The sequence below is a fragment of the Bradyrhizobium sp. UNPA324 genome, from assembly GCF_006658635.1.
Lineage (GTDB): Bacteria > Pseudomonadota > Alphaproteobacteria > Rhizobiales > Xanthobacteraceae > Bradyrhizobium > Bradyrhizobium nanningense.
In genome coordinates, this window is sequence record NZ_LFJD01000004.1 from 3,390,185 (window position 1) to 3,410,241 (window position 20,057).

Sequence of the window (20,057 nt, forward strand, 5' to 3'; positions counted from 1 at the left end):
CACTGCGCAGAGACGGGCCAAGGACGAAAAGTCGAACTAAATCAATATTATGGGGTCAGTGTGTCGCCCACCGTGTCGCGATCTGGCGCACCAAAGAGTTTTTGCATCCATAGACCTCACCGCCGCAGTTCCGCACGCACCCGTGTTTTCCCGATCGGGCAAGCGTCGGGAAGCGAACAGACCCGAGCCCCTGTGTCAGCAAAACTGACCGGGTTTCAATGCCGTGATGATATTGGCTAGCGCTCAGGCCCGGTGGTCTTCTAGGGTTGCGACTGCCGGGCCTGATTTGCTCTTCCCTAACGCAGATCAGCCGGCCGCACCCGCCTCGCGGTGCGAGAAGCCATGGACCGCAACGCGCTCCTCAGTGATGAGTGCGCGCCGCTCCGCCTCAAGCACGCGGGCGCGAAGGCTTTCCAATTCGGACAATTGAGAGGAGAGCTGTTCTAAATGCTCGTGCAGCTGCACAGCGGCGTCAACCGCTCGACCGGGATGTTCGTGCATGTCGTGTAAGCCCCCAACCAAGTTTTGAACCAAAACTTAGATCATGGCCGCCGTTGGCCAATCGGGAAAATGATGCAATCGCGACTGAAGTCCCGCCGGCGTTGTTCCGGCACTTACATTTGTGAATCCTATGTTGCTTTCGCCGAAAGTTAATGTGGGCTGAGTGCGGGCAGGCGCGGCGCGGATGCGCGGCCAAAGTTTGCGAGTGGGTGAAATGACCGACAGCCCGTAACCCGGATGAGCGCAGCGATATCCGGGAATGTCGCGAGCGCCCCGCATGTCGCTTCGCTCATGCAGGCTACGAAAGCTCGAGTTACGGTGCCAGATATCGCATCAGCTCCGGATTGCCCCTCACCTCGCCCGCCTCCCCCTGCAGCGCGACGCGGCCGCGATCGAGCACGTAGGCGTAATCGGCAACGCGCAAGGCGAGGTCGAGGTGCTGCTCGACGATGATGACGGCGATGGTCTTGGCGAGCTCGATCAGGCGCTCGGTGATCTCCTCGATCACGCCGATCCAGACGCCTTCGGTCGGCTCGTCCAGCAGCAGCAGCTTGGGATCGCCCAGCATGGCGCGGCCGATCGCCAGCATCTTGCGTTCGCCGCCGGAGAGCGTGCCGGCGGACTGGTCGAGGCGCTGGCCGAGTTTCGGGAAGATGGTCAGCACGCGGTCGACCGCGGAGGCATCCTTGTTCGCGAGCGAGCCGACCGCGAGATTGTCGCGCACCGACAGGCGCGCGAACACCGAATGCTCCTGCGGCACGTAGCCGATCCCGGCGCGGACGCGCTCCTGGGTGGCGCGGCGGCTGATGTCGCGGCCGTCGAAGGCGACCTCGCCCTTCCACGCCGGCAGCTCGCCGACGATGGTCTTCATCAGCGTGGTCTTGCCGGCGCCGTTGCGGCCGAGCACAGCGACGCCGCCGCGCCAGGGAATGCCGAGGTTGACGTCGAACAGCACCTGGCTGCGGCCATAGCCGGCATCGAGATGGCTGATGTTGAGAAATTGTTGCTCAGGCACGGCGCAGATAGATCTCCTGGACGGACGTGTTGGCCTGGATCTCCGACACGGTGCCTGACGCCAGCACCCTGCCCTGGTCGAGCACGGTGAGGCGGTCGCAGATGTCTCGGATGAAATCGAGGTCGTGCTCGACGATGACCAGGGAGCAGTGCTGCTTGATCGGCTGGAGCAGCTCGCCGGTGACGCGGCGCTCCTCCAGGCTCATGCCGCCGGTCGGCTCGTCCAGCAGCAGCAATTTCGGCTTGCCCGCGAGCGCCATCGCGATCTCCAGCCATTGCTGCTGGCCGTGCGACAGCGCCGCCGCCGCATCGAAGGCGCGGTCGGCCAGGCGGAACTGCCTCAGCATGTCCATGACCTGGTCGTGCAGCGCGTCCCGCGTGCGCGAGAACACCAGGTCGAACAGCGAGCAATGGGCCTGCAACGCCAGCAGGATGTTGTCGTACAGCGTCAACGACGGCAGCACGGATGTGATCTGGAATTTCAGGCTCATGCCGGCCCGCGCGCGCTCGGTCGGTGTGAACGCGGTGATGTCGGTGTTGACGAAGGCGACTTTGCCCTGCGTCGGCACTTCGGCGCCGGCGATGCATTTCATCAACGTACTCTTGCCGGAGCCGTTCGGGCCGATCAGGCCGTGAAACTCGTTCTCGCCGACGCTGAGCGCGGCATCGTCGAGCGCGGTGAGCTTGCCGAAGATCTTCTTGATGCCGGCGGCTTCAAGGAGCATCGCGCGTCTCCTTTTGCCCGGCACCGAAGCTGCCGACCCGCTCGCGTTCGCCCAGCACGAAGCTGATGAGACCGAGCGGCCGGAACAGAATCACAAGCAGCAGCAGCAATCCCAAAATGATCGGCCAGATGTCGCGGTAATTGTCCGACAGCCAGAAGCTGACGCCCTCGACGATCACGGCGCCGATGACGGCGCCGATCAGCGTGCCGGAGCCGCCGAACAACACGTAGAGCACCACTTGCGTCGAGACGACGACGCCGACCATATTGGGCCAGACGAAACCTTCGTGGAAGGCATAGAGGCTGCCGGCAAGCCCGGCGACGCCGCCGCCGACGGTGAAGATGATCGCTTTCAGGTGCTGCGCCTTGTAGCCGAAGAAGGCGATGCGCTGCTCGTTTTCGCGCAAGCCCGCGAGCGCGAGACCGAACTGCGAGCGCACCAGGAAGCGGCAGAGCAGGTAGACGACGACGAGAATGCCGAGCACGAGATAATAGAACGCCGGCCCTTCCGTGAACTCGTAACCGCCGAGCGTCATCGGCGCGATCGAGGGGATGCCGTTCTGGCCGCCGAGATAATACCAGCCGCGCGCCAGCCGATCGGCGGCGTAGGAACCGGTGAGCGTACCGAGCGAGACGAAGATCACGCTGGAGGGATGCCGGCCCAGCAGCAGGAAGCCGCCCAGCAGCAGCGCAAAGGTGAGGCCGATCAGCGTTCCCGCCGGCAGCACCAGCAAGATGTTGGTGATGTCGAGATCGCGCGCGAGCAGCGCCACGCCATAGCCGGCCGAGCCGAAGAACAGGGCCTGGCCGAAGCTCATGATGCCGGCATAGCCCCAGACCAGGTCGAACGACAGCGCGAACAGCGCCAGGATGATCACGCGCGTTGCGAACACCGTGAGATAGTCCTGCAGCACCAGCGGCGCGAGCAGCGCCGCGACGAGCACGACGCCCTCCACGATCGGCAGGACTTTTCGCCCTGCCTTGACGCGGTCCTTGGCTGGTCCCGCCGCCGCGCCTTCAGCCATCGCACCGTCCATTTCGTCGCCTGCATCGGCGACGATGGCCTGTCGTACCACACTCATCGGCTTCAACATTCCGCCTCAGCATTCCATTTCAGCATTCCTTGGGATCGACCAGACCCTCGCTGCGCGCGACGATCTCGTAGTTCCCGCCCTTGGCGACGGCGGTGTACATCTTCATCTTGCAGTGCCGCTTGCCCGGCACCATCTCGGCCGGTCCGCCGGGACCTTCGGCGATCTTGGCGTGGTCGAGCGCGGCGGCAACCGATTCGCGGTCGATCTTGCCGGCTTCCTTCACCGCGGCCTCCCATAGCTTCAGACCGCGATAGGTGCCGGTCGCAGCGCTGCCGGCGGCGAACAGGAAGTTACCCGGAAAGTCCTTCTCGTAGGCCGCCTGGATTTTTGCGTCGAACGGGTTCTCCTTGGTCAGCACCTTGAAATAGTCGAGGCAGCTGGCAAGACCCTCGATTTCCGCGGCCTGATTGATGTTGAGCGTGTTCTCGTCATAGTAGACGCAGGCGAGGCGCCCGCCGTTCTTGAGGAAGCCGGCTTCATAGAGCTGCTTGAAGAACGGACCGACGCCCGGCGGGATGACGGTGTTGAAGACGACATCGACCTTGTTGGAGATGATGCGGTTGACCGTCGCGGAGAAGTCGACCTGGTCGAGCGGATAGTATTCCTCGAACACGACCTCGCCGCCGTTCGCCTCGATCACCTTGCGGGCATAGACGTTGAGCGTGTGCGGCCAGACGTAATTGGCGCTGGGCAGCGCGAACCTCTTGCCGCCGTTCTTGATCAGCCAGGGGATGAACTCATCGCATTGCTGAGCCGGGGTCGGCCCGGTGCAGAACAGATAGGGCGTGCACTCCTTGCCCTCGTAGAGCTGCGGATAGATGTAGAGCGTCTTGCCGCGCGCCACGATCGGATCCTTGATCGCGTTGCGCATCGACGAGGTGATGCCGCCGAGCACCATGTCGACCTTGTCGCGCTGGATCAGCTTGCGGACATTGCCGACGGCGACGGATTCGTTCGAGGCGGTATCCTCGATGTAGAGCTCGAGCGGACGGCCGAGCAGACCGCCTGAGGCGTTGATCTCCTTGATCACCATCTTGGCGACATTGGCGTCGGCATTGCCGGCATAGGCGATCGGGCCGGTGAGGTCGGTGGCGATGCCGACCTTGATCGGAGCCTCGGCCGCGTTGGCCCAGGGCGCGGGGATCACCCAGCTGCCGACACCGGTTGCGACCGCACCGGACGCGAAGGCGAAATTGGAAAGAAAGCGGCGGCGTGAGAGCTGAGTGCGATCGAACATGACTAAACCCCTTTTCCAGCGATGAGACCCTGCGGGCGGAATTTGATGAAGACAATGGCGAGCACGAAGACGAGGACGTCGGCGACGACGGGCGCCATCACCCATGGCAGCGCCGCGCTGAGCGTGCCGATGACGCCGGCGCCCGCGACCGGCCCGATGAAGGAGCCGACACCGCCGACCATGACCGCAACGAAGCCCTGGATCAGGAAGCGCAGGCCGAGATCGGCAAACAGGCTGAAGACCGGCACGATCAGCGCGCCGGCAAGGCCAGCGAGCGCCGCGCCGAAGGCGAAGGTGGCGCCGTAGATCAGCGGCGTGGAGATGCCCGAGGCGCGGGCGAGCGATGGATTCTCCAGCGTCGCCCTCACACGCAGGCCGAAGCTGGTGCGCGACAGCAGCAGATAGCAGCCACCCATCACCAAGAGCGTGATGACGATGATGGTGAAGCGCCAGGCCGAGATGTGCATGGCGCCGATGTCGATGGAGCCGCCGATCGGCTCGGGCACGGTGAGATAGAAGCCGCCGATCAGCCCGCGCACGGATTCGCGGATGATGAGGCCGAGCGCATAGGTGCCGAGCATGGCGACGATCGGCGCGGCGTAGAAGCGGCGGATGATCAGGGCCTCCAGCACGAAACCGAGCCCGCCGACCAGGAAGGGCGCGGCGACCATGCCGGCCCAAATCGGCAGGCCCTTGGCGTAGGCGAGATAGGTGACGTAGGCCCCGAGCAGGACGAACTCGCCCTGCGCGAAATTGAAGATGCCCATCATGCTGGCGATGATCCCGAGCCCCAGCACGATCAGGACGATGATCGCGCCGAAGCTCAGGATCTCGAACGCTGCGACGAACGCGTTAGCCATGCGTTAGAGCCTGCATCAACGCCCCGCTCACATCTTCTTCCAGTCGCCGATCTGCTCGAAAGCATGCGCGGCGCGGTAGATGGTGGATTCCTCGAACATGCGGCCGACCAGCATCAGGCCGACTGGCAGGCCATCGACCATGCCGCAGGGCAGCGACATCGCGGGGTGATGGGTGATGTCGAACGGCGCGGTGTTGGAGATCATCTCCAGCGCGCGGGCGACGTATTCCTCGCGGCTGGCATTGGGCTCAGGCAGCTTCGTCGCCTTCATCGGCGTGGTCGGCATCAACAGCAGATCGTAATCGCTGAACGCCTTGTCGTAGGCGGCGGTCAGGCGGCGCGAGATGTTGAGTGCCTTGCCGTAGAAGCGCGGGCCGAAATTGTTGTTGATGTAGGTGCCGAGCATCATGAAGAGCTTCGTGGTCTCGGACAGCGAATCCGCCTGCCGGCGCCAGCCGCGATGGAAATCCATCAGCGAGGTCGAATAGAGATCGCCGCGGCTGAGGCCGTAGCCGTCGCCGAACATCATGGTCTGGGTCAGGCCTTCGGTGCCGATCGGGGTCCAGATCGCGCCGCCCAACAGGTGCATCGGAATCGAGACGGTTTCGACGGTGGCGCCGAGATCCCTGAAGCGCTTTGCGGCCTCGCGCACGCTTTCATTCACAGCAGCCTCTGCGACCGGCTGCTCAAAACCTTCCTTGAGGATGCCGATCTTCATGCCCTTGACACCCTGGCCGAGCGCCTTGGTGTACTCCTCGACCTTCGGCGCCTTGATGCGCGGATCGTAGCCGTCGTCGCCGGCGAGCACTTCGAGCAGCAGCGCGTTGTCGGCGACTGTCGCCGTCATCGGGCCGGTATGGTCGACATAGATCTCGATCGGCATGATGCCGGTATAGGGGACGAGGCCCCAGGTCGGCTTCATGCCGTAGACGCCGCAAAACGAGGAGGGCATGCGGATAGATCCGCCCTGATCGCCGCCGATCGCCATGTCGACCTCGCCGAGCGAGACCACGACGCCCGAGCCTGACGACGAGCCGCCGGCCGAGTAGCCCATCTTGTGCGGATTGTGCACCGGCCCGTAGGAGCCGGTGTGGCTGCCGCCGGACAGGCAGAAGTGCTCGCAATGCACCTTGCCCTTGATCTCGGCGCCGGCATCCAGCATGCGCGTGACGATGGTGGCGTCGAAATCGGGTACAAAGCCTTCCAGCGTCGACGAGCCGTTGGTCATGGCAACGCCGGCCAGCATGATGTTGTCCTTCAGCGCGACGGTCTTGCCCTTGAGCTTGCCGCTGGCGGCGCCTTTCACGGTCGACTTGCGATACCAGGCGTTGCGCGGGTTCTCTTCGGCCGAGGGCCGGTGGCCCGGCGTGCGCGGATATTTCACCTCGGGCACCTCGTCCGGCATCGCGGCAACGAGATTGTAGGCCTCGATCGAGCCCTGCATCAGGCCGCGGAATGAGGCGACGTCCTCATCGCTGAGCGAAAGGCCGCACTGCTCGGCGACACTGCGAAGTTGGGCTGGCGTGGGAAGGACAACTGTCACGGCGCTCTCCTGGAGTTTGGATCAGTCCTTTGGGCGTGCGGCCGCGTTTTGCGCCACGAGCGCATCGGCCCGGCCGAAACATTCAAAACGGAAATATTTTCCTTTTCAAGTATTATTTTGCACCTCCGCCCGCATGGGTGGCCGCGGCGAGGTCAGAGCGGCTTGATCAGCTTGAAATCGAGACCGTCGGCCTCGGCGAGATGCATCGGCATCCGCGCGTGCCCGTTGCGGATGGCGACCGGACCGCGCGCGCCGCTGTAGACGATGTTGCGGCCGGCCGCGAGCATCGGCCGCATCGAGAGCGAGCCGGCCTTGTTCGCGACGGCTTCGAGAAACCGCAGGCCTTCGTAGCTGGACTGTCCGACCGAGCCGATCGGCGGCGCATTCGGCCCGAACATCGCGTGATAGCGGCTCTGGAAGTCGTCGTTGGCGCGCGCGCCGGTGCCGGTGAAATAGCCCGAGGCGCAGAACATGTTCTCGCTGTTGTCGGCGCCGATGCCGAGCAGCACCGTCTCGTCCATCGCGCCTGCGAGCCGCAGTGTCGTGGCGCCAAGCCCGCATTCACCGAAGGCGCGGTTGAAGGTGATGCTGTCGGTGCCGATCAGCGAGATCAGCACGACGTCGGGCCTTGCGGCGTGGATTCGCGCCAGATGCGGCTCGTGATTGTCCTCGCCGAGGGGAACGAATTCTTCGCCGACGACGTGGCCGCCGGTTTCCCTGATGTAGTTCTTGACCGCGCGGTGCGATTGCCAGGGCCAGACATAGTCGCTGCCGATCAGGTACCAGCGCTTGGCCTTCTTGACGTCGGCGAGCCAGTGGATGGCGGGGCGGCTCTGCCAGCGCGGCGTCTCGCCGATCGCCATCACGCCAGGGGTGCGCTCGCCGCCTTCGTAGACCGGCGTATAGATGTAGGGGATGCGATGGCGCGTGGTGACGTCGCGCAAGCCGACGCGAACCGCGCTGGTGTGCAAGCCGACGATGAGATCGACCTCGTCGAACGCGATTGCCTGCTCGGCGCGGTCCAGGACCTCATCCAGCGGCCCGCCGGCGTCGTAGATGGACAGCTCGATCTCGCGGCCGAGGATGCCGCCGCGCTTGTTGATCTCGGCAACCGCGAGCTGCGCGCTGTTGGTGGCGCAGGGACCCCAGACGCCGGGCGAGCCGGTGCAGCAGATGAAGCCGCCGATACGGAGCTTGTTGGCGCCGCGCCGCTTGAACAAGGCGTGATCGTTCGGCGACAACGCACCGCCAGCTGCCGATGACGACAGATTCCTGAACAGCAAAGACGGCGGCAACGCCGAGCCGCCGTGAGCCGGGAAGTTCACCGTCGCGCGCACGCCAACTCCTGTCTGGGACCAGACCTGAAAGCACATTCTGCGGGCGGCCGCGGCTTCCGCCCCTTTGTTGGGCAATGATCCTATTTTGAAAATATTGAATATTCAACAATTGAAGTGCATATAGATGCAGCATTGATTGCAAGACATTCACTCAATTGGGTCAAGACGAAGTCTTAGCCGTGGCAAAACCGACCAAAGCAAACATCCCGATCACCGAACACCTCGCCTACCTGCTCGCGCAAGCCAACCGGGAGATCAACCGGCAGCTCGAACTGCGGTTGAGCAAGGAAGGGGTTCCCGTCGAGCAATGGCGTATCCTGAAAGTGCTGTCGGATGGCAACGGCCATTCGATGGGCGAGCTCGCAGAGGCCGTGCTGCTCAATCATCCGACGCTGACCAAGATGATCGACCGCATGGTCTCGGACACGCTGGTCTACCGCGTGCAGGACCCGAACGACCGCCGCAAGGTCCTGATGTTCATCTCCGACCGCGGCAAGATGTTGAGCAAGAGGCTCAACTCACTCGCGGTCGACCAGGAGGAGCACATCCTGGAGAGCTATGGCGACAAGTCGACCAGCGAATTGAAGCGGCTGCTGGAGAGCTTGATCGACAGCTCGAATTGAGGGGGTGGCGCGTTTCACGAGGGGCGCGATACAGCCAACCCAACAAAGACTGTCGTCCCGGCGAACGCCGGGACCCATAACCACAGGACGTGGTTGTTTCAAAGACCAGTAGTTGCGGGTGTCTCGCGCAGTACGACGACTGCGCGCCGCCGATAGATTCCGCGGTATGGGTCCCTGCGTTCGCAGGGACGACGGCGCGGGGGCATTGCCCGCCTCACTCTCAACTGTCATCGCCCGATTCAATCGGGCGATCCAGTATTCCAGAGACGGTTGTGATGGAATCGAGAGGCCGCGGCGTACTGGGTCGCCCGGTCAAGCCGGGCGACGACAGTCGAGAACGAGGCGCGAGCATCACGCCTCACGCGCGGATGAAGCCCGAAACTAGCCGCTACGCATACCGCCCGTGGCAGTGCTTGTACTTCTTGCCCGAGCCGCAGGGACAATCCTCGTTGCGGCCGACCTTGCCCCAGCTTGTCGGGTTCTTCGGGTCGCGCAGCGCGGCGTCGGTGGCCTGGGCGCCGAGCGTGACGCTCGCGAGCGCCATCTCGTCCTCGCCGGTGTTCGGATCGAACTTGTGCGCTTCCATCGGCGGCAGGACGGGAGCTTCCTGCTCCGGCGGGACGATCTCGACGCGCATCAGCTGAGCCGTGACGGCCTCGCGCAAGTGAGCGCTCATCTCCTGGAAGAGATTGAAGGCCTCGGTCTTGTACTCCTGCAAGGGATCACGCTGGCCGTAACCGCGCAGGCCGATGACCTGGCGCAGATGGTCGAGCATGATCAGATGCTCGCGCCAGAGATGGTCGAGGGTCTGCAAGAGGATGGTCTTCTCGACGTAACGCATCACGTCGGGACCCCATTGCGCCACCTTGGCCGCCATGTGCTCGTCGGCCCTGGTCTCGATGCGATTGAGCAACTCCTCGTCGGCGATGCCCTCTTCCTTGGCCCATTCGTCGACCGGCAGGTCGAGATCGAGCACGCGCTTCAGCTCTTCCTTCAGGCCGGCCGTGTCCCACTGCTCGGCATAGGCATGCTCGGGCACGTGCTTGGCGACGAGGTCGTCGATGAAGGCGTGGCGCATGTCGGCGACGGTCTCGGCGACGCTCTCGTCCTTCATCAACTCGACGCGCTGGTCGAAGATCACCTTGCGCTGATCGTTCTGGACGTTGTCGAACTTGAGCAGGTTCTTGCGGATGTCGAAGTTGCGCGCCTCGACCTTCTGCTGCGCCTTCTCCAGCGCCTTGTTGATCCAGGGATGGATGATGGCCTCACCCTCTTGCAGGCCGAGACGCTGCAGCATGCTGTCGAGCCGATCCGAGCCGAAGATGCGCATCAGATCGTCTTCCAGCGAGAGGAAGAACTTCGAGCGGCCGGGGTCGCCCTGACGGCCGGAGCGGCCGCGCAGCTGGTTGTCGATGCGGCGGGATTCGTGACGCTCGGAGCCGATGATGTAGAGACCACCCGGCTTCTTCACGGTCTTGGCGGGCTTGCTCCCCTTCGCCGGCTCGATCTCGACGGTCTCCTCGGCCTTCAGCACGATATTGCGGAAGGTCTCGATGTCGGCCTTGATCTGCTCGATCTTCTTGGCCTTCTCGGCCTCGTCCTCGATACCGACCGTCTCCTGCTGGATGCGCATTTCCAGCGAGCCGCCGAGCTTGATGTCGGTACCGCGGCCGGCCATGTTGGTCGCGATCGTGATCGCGCCGGGCACGCCGGCTTCCGCGACGATATAGGCTTCCTGCTCGTGGAAGCGCGCGTTCAGCACGGCGAACAGCTTGGCCGGCTTGCCGGCGCGGGCCGCCGCATAGAGCTTGTCGAGGGCGTGCTCCTTGCCGAAGTCGATCTGCTTGTAACCGTTCGATTTGAGGAATTCGGCGAGCACTTCCGACTTTTCGATCGAGGCCGTGCCGACCAGAACCGGCTGTAGCCGTGAATTGGCGCGTTCGATCTCGGCGAGGATCGCCTGGTATTTTTCCTTCTGGGTGCGATAGACCTCATCGTCCTCGTCGAGGCGCGCGATCGACAGATTGGTCGGGATCTCCACGACCTCGAGCTTGTAGATGTCGAACAGCTCGTCCGCTTCGGTCGCGGCCGTGCCGGTCATGCCGGCAAGCTTCTCGTACATGCGGAAGTAGTTCTGGAAGGTGATCGAGGCCAGCGTCTGGTTCTCGGGCTGGACCTGGACGTGCTCCTTGGCCTCCAGAGCCTGGTGCAGGCCTTCCGAATAGCGGCGGCCCGGCATCATGCGGCCGGTGAACTCGTCGATGATGACGACCTCGTCGTCGCGGACGATGTAGTCCTTGTCGCGGGTGAACAGCGTGTGGGCGCGCAGCGCCTGGTTGATGTGGTGCACGACGGAGACGTTCTCGACGTCGTAGAGCGACTCGCCCTTGAGCTGGCCGGCATCGCGCAGCAGCGTCTCGATCTTCTCCATGCCGGCTTCGGTCAGCGTCACCGTGCGCTGCTTCTCGTCGACCTCGTAATCGGACTTGTCGAGCTTGGGCAGGAAGCCGTCGATGGTGTTGTAGAAGTCGGAGCGGTCGTCGAGCGGGCCGGAGATGATCAGCGGCGTGCGCGCTTCGTCGATCAGGATGGAGTCGACCTCGTCGACGATGGCGAAGAAGTGCGGCCGCTGGACCATGTCCTCGAGCCGGTACTTCATGTTGTCGCGAAGATAGTCGAAGCCGTATTCGTTGTTGGTGCCGTAGGTGATGTCGCAGGCATAGGCCGCCTTGCGCTCGGCATCGTCGAGACCGTGCACGATGACGCCGGTGGTCATGCCGAGGAAGCCGTAGATCTGGCCCATCCAGCCGGAGTCGCGGCGGGCGAGGTAGTCGTTGACGGTGACGACGTGGACGCCCTTGCCGGCGAGCGCGTTGAGGTACACTGCAAGCGTGGCGACCAGCGTCTTGCCTTCGCCGGTCTTCATCTCGGCGATATCGCCCTCGTGCAGCACCATGCCGCCGATCAGCTGGACGTCGAAATGGCGCTGGCCGAGCGTGCGCTTGGCGGCTTCGCGCACGGTGGCGAAGGCGGGCACAAGGAGGTCGTCGAGGGTCTTGCCCTCGGCAAGCTGCTTCCTGAACTCGGCGGTGCGGGCCTTGAGCGCCTCGTCGGAAAGTTTGGAAACCTCGGGCTCCAGCGCGTTGATCGCGTTGACGCGGGACTGATATCCCTTCACCCGCCGGTCGTTGGCGGAGCCGAAAAACTTGCGGGCGAGCGCGCCGATCATGCCTAGTTCCTGTGTTCGCGATTCAACCGCGTTGGGCCCAAGAAGTTGTCCCCCGCCTGCCTATCAACTCACCGTGACGCCTCGTGGCGTCAGAGCCCGGACTGCGGGGGTCGTCCGCCATATGGGTGGGAATTGGGCAAGTCTGGGTTCAACGGCCAAAAACGCAGCAAAATAAACGCCATCGCCATGGTCGCGACCGGGCAGAGATATGGCCCGGTCAGGGCCTTGTCAACGGCGGGCGCATTGCGGCTAATTCATCATTTTGACAGACTTTTCGCGTTGCCAAGCCCCCCTGAATTGGGCGAGTGTCCGCCCCGCTCGAGCAGCCCCCTGCTTCAACATAAGGATTTTCCATGACCACCTCGTTCCCGGTAACCAGAACCGGCCTGCGCTTTGGCCTCGCCACCGCCCTCGTGGGCTGCCTTGCGCTGGCGCTGATCGCAGGTCCCGGCCGGGCTGCCGACGATCCGGTGCTGGCGAAGGTCAATGGCGCTGAAATCAAGAAGAGCGACGTTGCCATGGCCGAGGAGGAACTCGGGCCGAGCCTCGCCCAGATGGACCCGGCGACCAAGGACGAGAACGTCCTGTCGTTCCTGATCGACATGAAAATCGTCAGCAAGGCTGCCGAAGACAAGAAGGTCGCCGACAGCGAGGAGTTCAAGAAGCGCCTGGCCTTCGCCCGCAACCGCCTGCTGATGGACAGCCTGCTCGCAGGCGAGGGCAAGGCGGCCACCACCCCTGATGCCATGAAGAAGGTCTATGAGGAGGCCTCCAAGCAGATCACCGGCGAGCAGGAGGTGCGCGCCCGTCATATCCTGGTCGAGACCGAGGACGAGGCCAAGGCGGTCAAGGCCGAGCTCGACAAGGGCGCCGATTTCGCCGAGCTCGCCAAGAAGAAGTCCAAGGATCCGGGCTCGGCCGACGGCGGCGACCTCGGCTTCTTCACCAAGGAGCAGATGGTGCCGGAATTCTCGGCGGTCGCCTTCACGCTGGATCCCGGCAAGATCTCCGACCCCGTGAAGTCGCAGTTCGGCTGGCACGTCATCAAGGTCGAGGAGAAGCGCAACCGCAAGGCGCCGGATTTCGAGCAGGTCAAGCCCCAGATCGAGAGCTACGTCACCCGCAAGGCCCAGGCCGAATACGTCGCCAAGCTGCGCGCCGAGGCCAAGGTCGAGCGGCTGGACCAGCCAGCGGCGGACGCGTCGAAGGATGCGAAGCCGGCCGACGCGGCCAAGCCGTCCGACAGCAAGATGGCGCCGCCGGCGAAGAAGTAAGAATTCGCTGTCACTTCACGGACGCCGATAGTATCTAACGTCGCAATGGCCGGGCCAAAAGTGCGAAACACGTTTTCGCACTTGATGGTCCGGCCATCTGCATATTCAGAACCCATCAAGGCGCCCCGCGATGTCCTCAACCGTCTCCCCGCTCGCCCCGAAGCACGTTCCCGATATGCCCGTGATCGCGGGCGTCCGCCTGGCGACGGCGGAGGCCGGCATCCGCTACAAGAACCGCACCGATGTGCTGCTGGCGGTGATGGACAAGGGCACTGCGGTCGCCGGCGTCTTCACCAAATCGAAATGCCCCTCCGCACCGGTGGAATGGTGCCGCGCCAAGCTGAAGGGCGGCAAGGCGCGCGCCCTCGTCGTCAATTCCGGCAATGCCAATGCCTTCACCGGCAAGACTGGCCGCGCCTCCACCGCGCTGACCGCCAAGATCGCGGCCAAGGCGGTCGGCTGCAGCGAGGGTGAAATCTTCCTGGCCTCGACCGGCGTGATCGGCGAGCCGCTGGATGCGACCAAGTTCGACGGCGTGCTCGGCCGCCTCGCCGAGACCGCCGCGCCCGGCGATTATCTCACTGCTGCCAAGGCGATCATGACCACCGATACCTTCCCCAAGGTCGCGACCGCGACCGTCAAGCTCGGCAAGGCCAAGGTCACCATCAACGGCATGGCCAAGGGCGCCGGCATGATCGCCCCCGACATGGCGACGATGCTGTCCTTCATCTTCACCGACGCGCCGATCGCGCCCGCGGCCTTGCAGGCACTGCTCAAGAGCGGCGTCGAGGACACCTTCAACGCGGTGACGATCGACGGCGATACCTCGACCTCTGACACGCTGCTGGCCTTCGCGACCGGCGCTGCCGCCGAGCACGGCGCACCAAAGATCAGCCGCGCCAGCGATCCGCGCCTGAAAGCCTTCGTCAAGGCCTTCAATCAGGTGCTCGCCAACCTCTCCGAACAGGTCGCCCGCGACGGCGAAGGCGCGCGCAAGCTGGTCGAAATCACGGTCGAGGGCGCCAAGACCAAGGCCTCGGCGCGCAAGATCGCGATGTCGATCGCCAACTCGCCGCTGGTCAAGACCGCGATCGCCGGCGAGGACGCCAATTGGGGCCGCGTGGTGATGGCGGTGGGCAAGGCCGGCGAGCCGGCCGATCGCGACAAGCTCTCGATCTCGTTCAACGGCATCCGCGTCGCCAAGAGCGGTGCACGCGATCCGTCCTATGACGAGGCCCAGGTGTCGGAAGCGATGAAGGCGCCGGAGATCGCGATTCTGGTCTCGCTCGGCCTCGGCAAAGGCCGCGACCGCGTGCTGACTTGCGATCTCACCAAGGAATATGTCGCGATCAACGGGGACTACAGGTCGTAAGCTCAGGCATGGCCGATCTCAAACTGACACTGGTGGTGGCCTGCGCGCTTGTAGATGCCGACAAGCGCGTTCTGATCGCGCAGCGCCCGGAGGGCAAGGCGCTGGCCGGCCTCTGGGAATTTCCCGGCGGCAAGTGTGAGCCCGGCGAGCGGCCGGAGCAGAGCCTGATCCGCGAGCTGCACGAGGAGCTCGGCATCATTGTCGCCGAGCCGTGCCTCGCGCCGCTGACCTTCGCGAGCTACGCCTACGAGACGTTCCATCTGCTGATGCCGCTCTACATCTGCCGGCGCTGGGAAGGGATGGTGGCCGCGCGCGAGGGCCAGACCCTGGCCTGGGTCCGCGCCAACAAGCTGCGCGACTACCCGATGCCGCCTGCGGACATTCCGCTGATCCCGCATCTGATCGATTTGCTGATGTGAGTTGCCGTGCCCCGGACGCAGCGCAGCGCCCTTGCGGTGCGCTGCTGAGCCGGGGCCCATGCTCACCGCAGACTGGATCCCGGTTCTGCGCAGCAGCGTAAGAACGCTGCAGCGCGTCCGGGTCACACGTCACTTCTCTCCCGCCTTCTTCACCGCTTCCGCGAGACTCGCTTTCGCCGATCCCGGCTTCAGCGGCTGCTGCTGGCTCGCATGCGGGGCCCAGCCGGAGAGCCAGATGATGTCGAACGTCGCAGGGATGCGGCCATCGGCATCGGCAAAGCGCTCAGTGTAGATTTCTGCCATCCGCAGCAGCGTTGCGCGCCGCGACGGTGAGCGCCGCCGTTCGATCAGCACGTTGGCGGCGCCCATGCGACGAAGATCCTGCATCAAGGCGAACGCATTGGCGTAACGCACCACGACGCGATCGACATCGGTGACCGGCAGCGCAAAGCCCGTCCGCTGCAACAGCGCTCCGATGTCACGCAAGTCCGCAAACGGCGCCACGCGCGGCGAGACGCCGCCCTCGCATTCGGCCTCGGCCGCGGCGAAAGCTTGCCGCAGTTCGGTCAGACTGTCGCCGCCGATCATCGCGGCGAGCAGCAGCCCGTCCGGCTTCAGCGCGCGACGGATTTGCGCCAGCACGCCCGGCAGGTCGTTGACGAATTGCAGCGCCAGCGCCGAGACAACGAGATCGAGGCTTTCCGGCGCAAAGGGCAGCTCTTCTGCACCCGCCGCATCGAGCGCGATGTGCGCGCTGGACGGAAGCCGCGCACGCAGGGTCGCGAGACCTTCGCCTGGCGTCCAAAGATCGATCGGCGCGTGAAACTCGCGCATCACCGCGGCCAGCCGGTCGGACATGTCCTCGGCAACACGATCGAGCAGGAAGCTCACGGCGCCCTGCGCCTGTGCGCGCCGCTGCCGCGCATGCAGCAAGGCACGATCAAACAGGGCGGGAGGAGTTTGCGGAGGCTGAGCCATGCCGCTGGTTACGCTGATCGTGCGGGTCATTGCAATCTCTCTCGTGTCCCGGACGCGCTGCAGCGCTTATGGCGCTGCTGCGCAGAGCCGGGACCCAGAAAGCAACACCGCAAGATGCCGAGAGATGGGCCCCGGCTCAGCAGCGCACCGCTCCGCGCTGCGCTGCGTCCCGGGCACGAGAGCGGCTTGAGCCAACAGACGCGGAACGCTAGCCTCCCCGCATGGAAGCCGACACCGCCCCTACCCGCTCCATCGCCGCACCGCTGCGCGCCGCATGGACCGCTGGCCGCCACGTGCTGTCGCGCGCGGCACGGCTCGCGCTCGACATCGCGCTGCCGACGCTGTGCGTGTCCTGCCGCGAGCCGGTCGATGGCGAGGGCGTTTGCGCCTCGTGCTGGGCCCGGCTGTCGTTCATCGAGCGGCCCTATTGCCCGCGGCTGGGCATTCCCTTCGTCTACGACCCCGGCCCCGACATGCTGTCGATGGAGGCGATCGCGAGCCCGCCGGCCTACCAGCGCGCCCGCGCGGCGGTGCGCTATGACGACGTCGCCCGCACGCTGGTGCATGCGCTGAAATACCAGGACCGCACCGATCTGGCGCCCGCCATGGGACGCTGGATGGCACGGGCGGGCGGCGAGCTGCTGACCGGCGCCGACATGCTGGTGCCGGTGCCCCTGCACTGGCGGCGGGCCTGGCGCCGCCGCTACAATCAGTCCGGGGCGCTGGCGCGAATCATCGAGCGGCAGAGCGGGGTGAAGGTGCGGGGCGAAGTGCTGCGCCGAGTGCGCGCCACCGAGCAGCAGATCGGCCTGTCGCGGGCCCAGCGCGCCACCAATGTGCAGGGCGCATTCCAGGTATCCCCCGACCGTCAGGCCGAGGTCCACGGCCGGTGCATTGTCCTGATCGACGATGTCCTGACCTCGGGCGCAACGCTGGATGCTTGCGCGAGGGCCCTGCTGCGTGCCAAGGCCGCCCAGGTCGACGTGCTGGTCTTCGCCCGGGTTGTGGAGGTCAGGTAAAGTCCCATATAATTCAATGAATTCATGACATGAGAGCGCCAGACGAGATGAACGCTGCTGTCGAGATCTACACCCGGCCCGGCTGCGGCTATTGTTCCGCCGCCAAGTCGCTGCTGACCCGCAAGAAGGCGGCCTTCACGGAATTCGACGTCGCCAAGAACTCGTCCTGGCGGGCCGAGATGTATGATCGCGCCGGCCAAGGCTCGACCTTCCCGCAGATCTGGATCGGCGGAACTCATGTCGGCGGTTGCGACGACCTCTATGCACTCGATCGCGAAGGCAAGCTCGACGGCATGCTCGAAAGCGTGAAGGCCAACTCATGAGCGAGAACCGCACGTTCACCGCCGCGATGGTGCAGATGCGCACCGGCCTGATGCCGGGACCGAGCCTCGAGCAGGCCACGAAGCTGATCCGGCAGGCGGCAGCCAATGGCGCCGACTACGTGCAGACGCCCGAGGTCAGCAACATGATGCAGCTGAACCGCAAGGCGCTGTTCGAGCATCTGCAGAGCGAGGAAGACGACACCTCGCTGAAGGCCTACCAGGCGCTCGCGGCGGAGCTGAAGATCCATCTCCATGTCGGCTCGTTGGCGCTGCGCTTTTCACCGGAGAAGGCGGTCAACCGCTCTTTCCTGATCGGGCCCGAGGGCAACGTGCTCGCGAGCTACGACAAGATCCACATGTTCGACATCGAGCTGCCGGACGGCGAGAGCTATCGCGAATCCGCCAATTACCAGCCGGGCGAGACCGCGGTGATCTCCGACCTGCCCTGGGGCCGCGTGGGCTTGACGATCTGCTACGACGTGCGCTTCCCCGCGCTTTACCGTGCCCTCGCCGAGAGCGGCGCCTATTTCATCACCGTGCCCTCCGCCTTCACCCGCAAGACCGGCGAAGCGCATTGGCATGTGCTGCTGCGTGCGCGTGCGATCGAGACCGGCTGCTTCATCTTCGCGGCGGCCCAGGCCGGACTGCACGAGAACAAACGCGAGACCTACGGCCATTCGCTGATCATCGATCCCTGGGGCGAGATCCTCGCCGAGGGCGACGTCGAGCCCGGCATCATCATGGCAAAAATCGATCCGTCCAAGGTCGAGACCGCGCGCCGCGCGATTCCCTCGCTCCAGCACGGCCGCCGTTTCGGCGTGTCCGACCCCAAGGCGGGGCCGGATCATCTGCACCTCGTACGGGGATCGGCATGATCCGCTACGCACTGCGCTGCGACCGGGACCACGATTTCGAGAGCTGGTTTCAGAGCTCGTCGGCCTACGATTCCCAGGTCAAGCGCAAGCTCGTGACCTGCCCGATCTGCGGCTCGGCCAAGGTCGAGAAGGCGATCATGGCCCCGCGCATCGTCGGCAAGAAGGGCCGCGGGCGTGCGACGCCACCGCCGGAAGCGACGACTGCTCCGACGCCCGAAGCCGCGCCGTCAGGTCCGACCTCGCTGCTGATGGCGCAGGAGAAAGAGCTGCGCGCCAAGCTGAAGGAGCTGCGCGATCATATCGTCAAGAACGCCGACAATGTCGGCGAGCGCTTCGCCAACGAAGCCCGCGCGATGCATTACGGCGACAAGGAGCACCGCCCGATCTACGGCGAGGCCTCGCCCGAGGAGGCGAAGTCGCTGATCGACGAAGGCATCGAGGTGTCGCCGCTGCCGACATTGCCGGAAGACCGGAATTAACGATTGCTGTCGTTCCGGGGCGCGCGTTAGCGCGAACTCTGATGCGCAATTGCGCACCTGAGAACCTCGAGATTCCGGGTTCGATGCTTCGCATCGCCCCGGAATGACGACTAGACTCCCACCAGCACCGCCACCCCGACCACGATCAGCGCGATACCAAAAATCTCGCGCGGCGCGATCGGCTGCTTGAACGAGTAGTAGGCGACGCCTTGCGCGAACAGCACCTCGATCAGCGCAAGCGTCCGGACATTGGCGGCAGCCGTCAGCGCGAAGGCCAGAAACCAGAATTGCGAGGCGAAGGCGCCCGTGAAGCCGGCCAGCATCGACGGCCGCCACATCGCGAGGATACCCTGCAGCACCTTCGGCGCGTGCCAGAGCAGATAGACCGTCAGCACCAGCGTCTGCACGAACAGGCCGAGCACCAGCGTGACCGACGCCGCGGTCACGAAGGACACGCCTGGCACATTGATGATGGCGCCGCGAAAACCGACCGCGGAGAGCGCGAAGGCCGCCGCCGCAACGAGGCCGGTGATGGTGGGCTTCAGCTCCGCAAAGCTCTTCTCGCCGCCAGGGCGGAGCGCGGTGATGACGACGCCGATCGTCGCAATCACGATCGCCAGCACCTTCAGCCAGGTGAGGTGATCGCCGAGGAAGACGAAACCAAAGATCGCGGTCTGGATCGCTTCGGTTTTGAGGTACGCCGTCGTCACCACGAAGGAGCGGTCGTTCATGGCGAGCAGCATCAGACCCGTCGCGACGATCTGGCTGAGCGCCCCCAGCAGCAGCCACGGCCAGAACACGGCCGGCGGCATGCCGAGACGGTCGCCGGTCGCGATCAGCACCACGCCGAGAAACAGCACCGAAAACGGGAAGCCGAACAGGAAGCGGATATTGGTCGCACCCCACGTCCCCAGCGGCTTCGTCAACGACCGCTGCATCGCATTGCGCGCGACCTGCCCGAGCGCAGCGATGATGGTGAAGGGAATCCAGAGGCTGGCGACAGTGAACATGGGAAATGTGGATTAGGAAGGGATCTTGGGCCAACGTGCCGCTAGCGCTCAAGCAGGTCAATCACGCGGATGTCATGGGTGCGATGCTCTCGCAACAAACTCCGCTGTCGTCCCTGCCTAGTGCGCAATTGCGCACGAACGCAGGGA

At 64.7% G+C, this 20,057-nt stretch carries 19 protein-coding genes; 8 read left to right on the forward strand and 11 right to left on the reverse strand.

The features are described from left to right. Window positions 1-306 precede the first annotated feature (306 nt). The 8 genes from UNPA324_RS16390 to UNPA324_RS16425 all read right to left on the reverse strand — a co-directional run bounded on the left by UNPA324_RS16390 (window position 307) and on the right by UNPA324_RS16425 (window position 8,309). Window positions 307-501: a hypothetical protein gene (locus UNPA324_RS16390; RefSeq protein WP_128919119.1), complete on the reverse strand. Its 195-nt coding sequence runs from the start codon at window positions 499-501 to the stop codon at window positions 307-309. Window positions 502-814: 313 nt separating this feature from the next. Then, window positions 815-1,516 (reverse strand): ABC transporter ATP-binding protein, encoded by a 702-nt coding sequence (locus UNPA324_RS16395; RefSeq protein WP_128919118.1) that lies wholly within the window; start codon window positions 1,514-1,516, stop codon window positions 815-817. Beyond that, the gene (locus UNPA324_RS16400) at window positions 1,509-2,240 is read right to left on the reverse strand and encodes an ABC transporter ATP-binding protein (RefSeq protein ID WP_128919117.1); all 732 of its coding nucleotides are present in this window, start codon (window positions 2,238-2,240) and stop codon (window positions 1,509-1,511) included. The genes UNPA324_RS16395 and UNPA324_RS16400 overlap by 8 nt, the downstream gene beginning before the upstream one ends. Next, window positions 2,230-3,333 (reverse strand): branched-chain amino acid ABC transporter permease, encoded by a 1,104-nt coding sequence (locus tag UNPA324_RS16405; protein ID WP_128919116.1) that lies wholly within the window; start codon window positions 3,331-3,333, stop codon window positions 2,230-2,232. The genes UNPA324_RS16400 and UNPA324_RS16405 overlap by 11 nt, the downstream gene beginning before the upstream one ends. A 19-nt stretch (window positions 3,334-3,352) precedes the next feature. Continuing rightward, the gene (locus tag UNPA324_RS16410; RefSeq protein ID WP_128919115.1) at window positions 3,353-4,570 is read right to left on the reverse strand and encodes a substrate-binding protein; all 1,218 of its coding nucleotides are present in this window, start codon (window positions 4,568-4,570) and stop codon (window positions 3,353-3,355) included. A gap of 2 nt (window positions 4,571-4,572) precedes the next feature. Next, entirely contained in the window at window positions 4,573-5,430 is an 858-nt protein-coding gene (locus UNPA324_RS16415) for a branched-chain amino acid ABC transporter permease (RefSeq protein ID WP_128919114.1), read from the reverse strand. Between the two features lie 27 nt (window positions 5,431-5,457). Beyond that, window positions 5,458-6,972, reverse strand: coding sequence for an amidase (locus UNPA324_RS16420; protein ID WP_141935143.1), 1,515 nt, complete (start codon window positions 6,970-6,972; stop codon window positions 5,458-5,460). A gap of 152 nt (window positions 6,973-7,124) precedes the next feature. Beyond that, window positions 7,125-8,309 carry a substrate-binding domain-containing protein gene (locus tag UNPA324_RS16425; protein ID WP_181769415.1) on the reverse strand — a complete coding sequence of 395 codons (1,185 nt, stop codon included), beginning with the start codon at window positions 8,307-8,309 and terminating at the stop codon, window positions 7,125-7,127. A gap of 179 nt (window positions 8,310-8,488) precedes the next feature. Here UNPA324_RS16425 and UNPA324_RS16430 point away from each other — a divergent pair, with 179 nt between their 5' ends. Continuing rightward, window positions 8,489-8,932 (forward strand): MarR family winged helix-turn-helix transcriptional regulator, encoded by a 444-nt coding sequence (locus tag UNPA324_RS16430; protein ID WP_141935145.1) that lies wholly within the window; start codon window positions 8,489-8,491, stop codon window positions 8,930-8,932. 388 nt (window positions 8,933-9,320) lie between these two features. Here UNPA324_RS16430 and secA read toward each other — a convergent pair whose 3' ends face one another. Continuing rightward, entirely contained in the window at window positions 9,321-12,161 is a 2,841-nt protein-coding gene (gene secA / locus UNPA324_RS16435; protein WP_128919111.1) for a preprotein translocase subunit SecA, read from the reverse strand. 353 nt (window positions 12,162-12,514) lie between these two features. Between secA and UNPA324_RS16440 the strand changes: the two genes are divergently transcribed. From UNPA324_RS16440 to UNPA324_RS16450, 3 genes are all read left to right on the forward strand, one after another. Further along, on the forward strand, window positions 12,515-13,435 hold the full coding sequence (locus UNPA324_RS16440; RefSeq protein ID WP_128919110.1) for a peptidylprolyl isomerase: 921 nt from the start codon (window positions 12,515-12,517) through the stop codon (window positions 13,433-13,435). A 130-nt stretch (window positions 13,436-13,565) separates the two neighbouring features. Continuing rightward, window positions 13,566-14,807, forward strand: coding sequence for a bifunctional glutamate N-acetyltransferase/amino-acid acetyltransferase ArgJ (gene argJ, locus UNPA324_RS16445; RefSeq protein ID WP_141935146.1), 1,242 nt, complete (start codon window positions 13,566-13,568; stop codon window positions 14,805-14,807). Between the two features lie 8 nt (window positions 14,808-14,815). Then, window positions 14,816-15,226, forward strand: a complete 411-nt coding sequence (locus UNPA324_RS16450) for a (deoxy)nucleoside triphosphate pyrophosphohydrolase (protein WP_128919108.1) — start codon at window positions 14,816-14,818, stop codon at window positions 15,224-15,226. A gap of 129 nt (window positions 15,227-15,355) precedes the next feature. Here UNPA324_RS16450 and UNPA324_RS16455 read toward each other — a convergent pair whose 3' ends face one another. Then, window positions 15,356-16,234 (reverse strand): methyltransferase domain-containing protein, encoded by an 879-nt coding sequence (locus UNPA324_RS16455; protein WP_141935147.1) that lies wholly within the window; start codon window positions 16,232-16,234, stop codon window positions 15,356-15,358. A gap of 191 nt (window positions 16,235-16,425) precedes the next feature. On the opposite strand from UNPA324_RS16455, the gene UNPA324_RS16460 reads away from it, so the two are divergent. The 4 genes from UNPA324_RS16460 to UNPA324_RS16475 are packed head-to-tail and all read left to right on the forward strand — an operon-like array spanning window position 16,426 to window position 18,900. After that, the gene (locus UNPA324_RS16460; RefSeq protein WP_141935148.1) at window positions 16,426-17,223 is read left to right on the forward strand and encodes a ComF family protein; all 798 of its coding nucleotides are present in this window, start codon (window positions 16,426-16,428) and stop codon (window positions 17,221-17,223) included. Window positions 17,224-17,270: 47 nt separating this feature from the next. Continuing rightward, complete coding sequence (gene grxC / locus UNPA324_RS16465; RefSeq protein WP_128919105.1) at window positions 17,271-17,546, forward strand: glutaredoxin 3; 276 nt, start codon at window positions 17,271-17,273, stop codon at window positions 17,544-17,546. Beyond that, complete coding sequence (locus UNPA324_RS16470) at window positions 17,543-18,421, forward strand: carbon-nitrogen hydrolase family protein (protein ID WP_128919104.1); 879 nt, start codon at window positions 17,543-17,545, stop codon at window positions 18,419-18,421. Before grxC ends, UNPA324_RS16470 begins: the two co-directional genes overlap by 4 nt. After that, a complete protein-coding gene (locus UNPA324_RS16475; protein WP_141935149.1) occupies window positions 18,418-18,900 on the forward strand; it encodes a DUF1178 family protein in 483 nt (160 codons plus the stop codon). Before UNPA324_RS16470 ends, UNPA324_RS16475 begins: the two co-directional genes overlap by 4 nt. A 110-nt stretch (window positions 18,901-19,010) precedes the next feature. Here the strand turns inward: UNPA324_RS16475 and UNPA324_RS16480 are convergent, their stop codons facing one another. Next, on the reverse strand, window positions 19,011-19,910 hold the full coding sequence (locus UNPA324_RS16480) for an EamA family transporter (protein ID WP_141935150.1): 900 nt from the start codon (window positions 19,908-19,910) through the stop codon (window positions 19,011-19,013). Between the last annotated feature and the right edge of the window lie 147 nt (window positions 19,911-20,057).

Excerpts from the sequence above, each read along its gene's own strand:
- UNPA324_RS16390 (WP_128919119.1), bottom strand. The coding sequence starts at position 501 with ATGCACGAACATCCCGGTCGAGCGGTTGACGCCGCTGTGCAGCTGCAC.
- UNPA324_RS16400 (WP_128919117.1), bottom strand. The coding sequence starts at position 2,240 with ATGCTCCTTGAAGCCGCCGGCATCAAGAAGATCTTCGGCAAGCTCACC.
- UNPA324_RS16405 (WP_128919116.1), bottom strand. The coding sequence starts at position 3,333 with ATGTTGAAGCCGATGAGTGTGGTACGACAGGCCATCGTCGCCGATGCA.
- UNPA324_RS16460 (WP_141935148.1), top strand. The coding sequence starts at position 16,426 with ATGGAAGCCGACACCGCCCCTACCCGCTCCATCGCCGCACCGCTGCGC.
- argJ (WP_141935146.1), top strand. The coding sequence starts at position 13,566 with ATGTCCTCAACCGTCTCCCCGCTCGCCCCGAAGCACGTTCCCGATATG.
- UNPA324_RS16475 (WP_141935149.1), top strand. The coding sequence starts at position 18,418 with ATGATCCGCTACGCACTGCGCTGCGACCGGGACCACGATTTCGAGAGC.
- secA (WP_128919111.1), bottom strand. The coding sequence starts at position 12,161 with ATGATCGGCGCGCTCGCCCGCAAGTTTTTCGGCTCCGCCAACGACCGG.
- UNPA324_RS16480 (WP_141935150.1), bottom strand. The coding sequence starts at position 19,910 with ATGTTCACTGTCGCCAGCCTCTGGATTCCCTTCACCATCATCGCTGCG.
- grxC (WP_128919105.1), top strand. The coding sequence starts at position 17,271 with ATGAACGCTGCTGTCGAGATCTACACCCGGCCCGGCTGCGGCTATTGT.
- UNPA324_RS16455 (WP_141935147.1), bottom strand. The coding sequence starts at position 16,234 with ATGACCCGCACGATCAGCGTAACCAGCGGCATGGCTCAGCCTCCGCAA.
- UNPA324_RS16450 (WP_128919108.1), top strand. The coding sequence starts at position 14,816 with ATGGCCGATCTCAAACTGACACTGGTGGTGGCCTGCGCGCTTGTAGAT.
- UNPA324_RS16415 (WP_128919114.1), bottom strand. The coding sequence starts at position 5,430 with ATGGCTAACGCGTTCGTCGCAGCGTTCGAGATCCTGAGCTTCGGCGCG.
- UNPA324_RS16410 (WP_128919115.1), bottom strand. The coding sequence starts at position 4,570 with ATGTTCGATCGCACTCAGCTCTCACGCCGCCGCTTTCTTTCCAATTTC.
- UNPA324_RS16470 (WP_128919104.1), top strand. The coding sequence starts at position 17,543 with ATGAGCGAGAACCGCACGTTCACCGCCGCGATGGTGCAGATGCGCACC.
- UNPA324_RS16440 (WP_128919110.1), top strand. The coding sequence starts at position 12,515 with ATGACCACCTCGTTCCCGGTAACCAGAACCGGCCTGCGCTTTGGCCTC.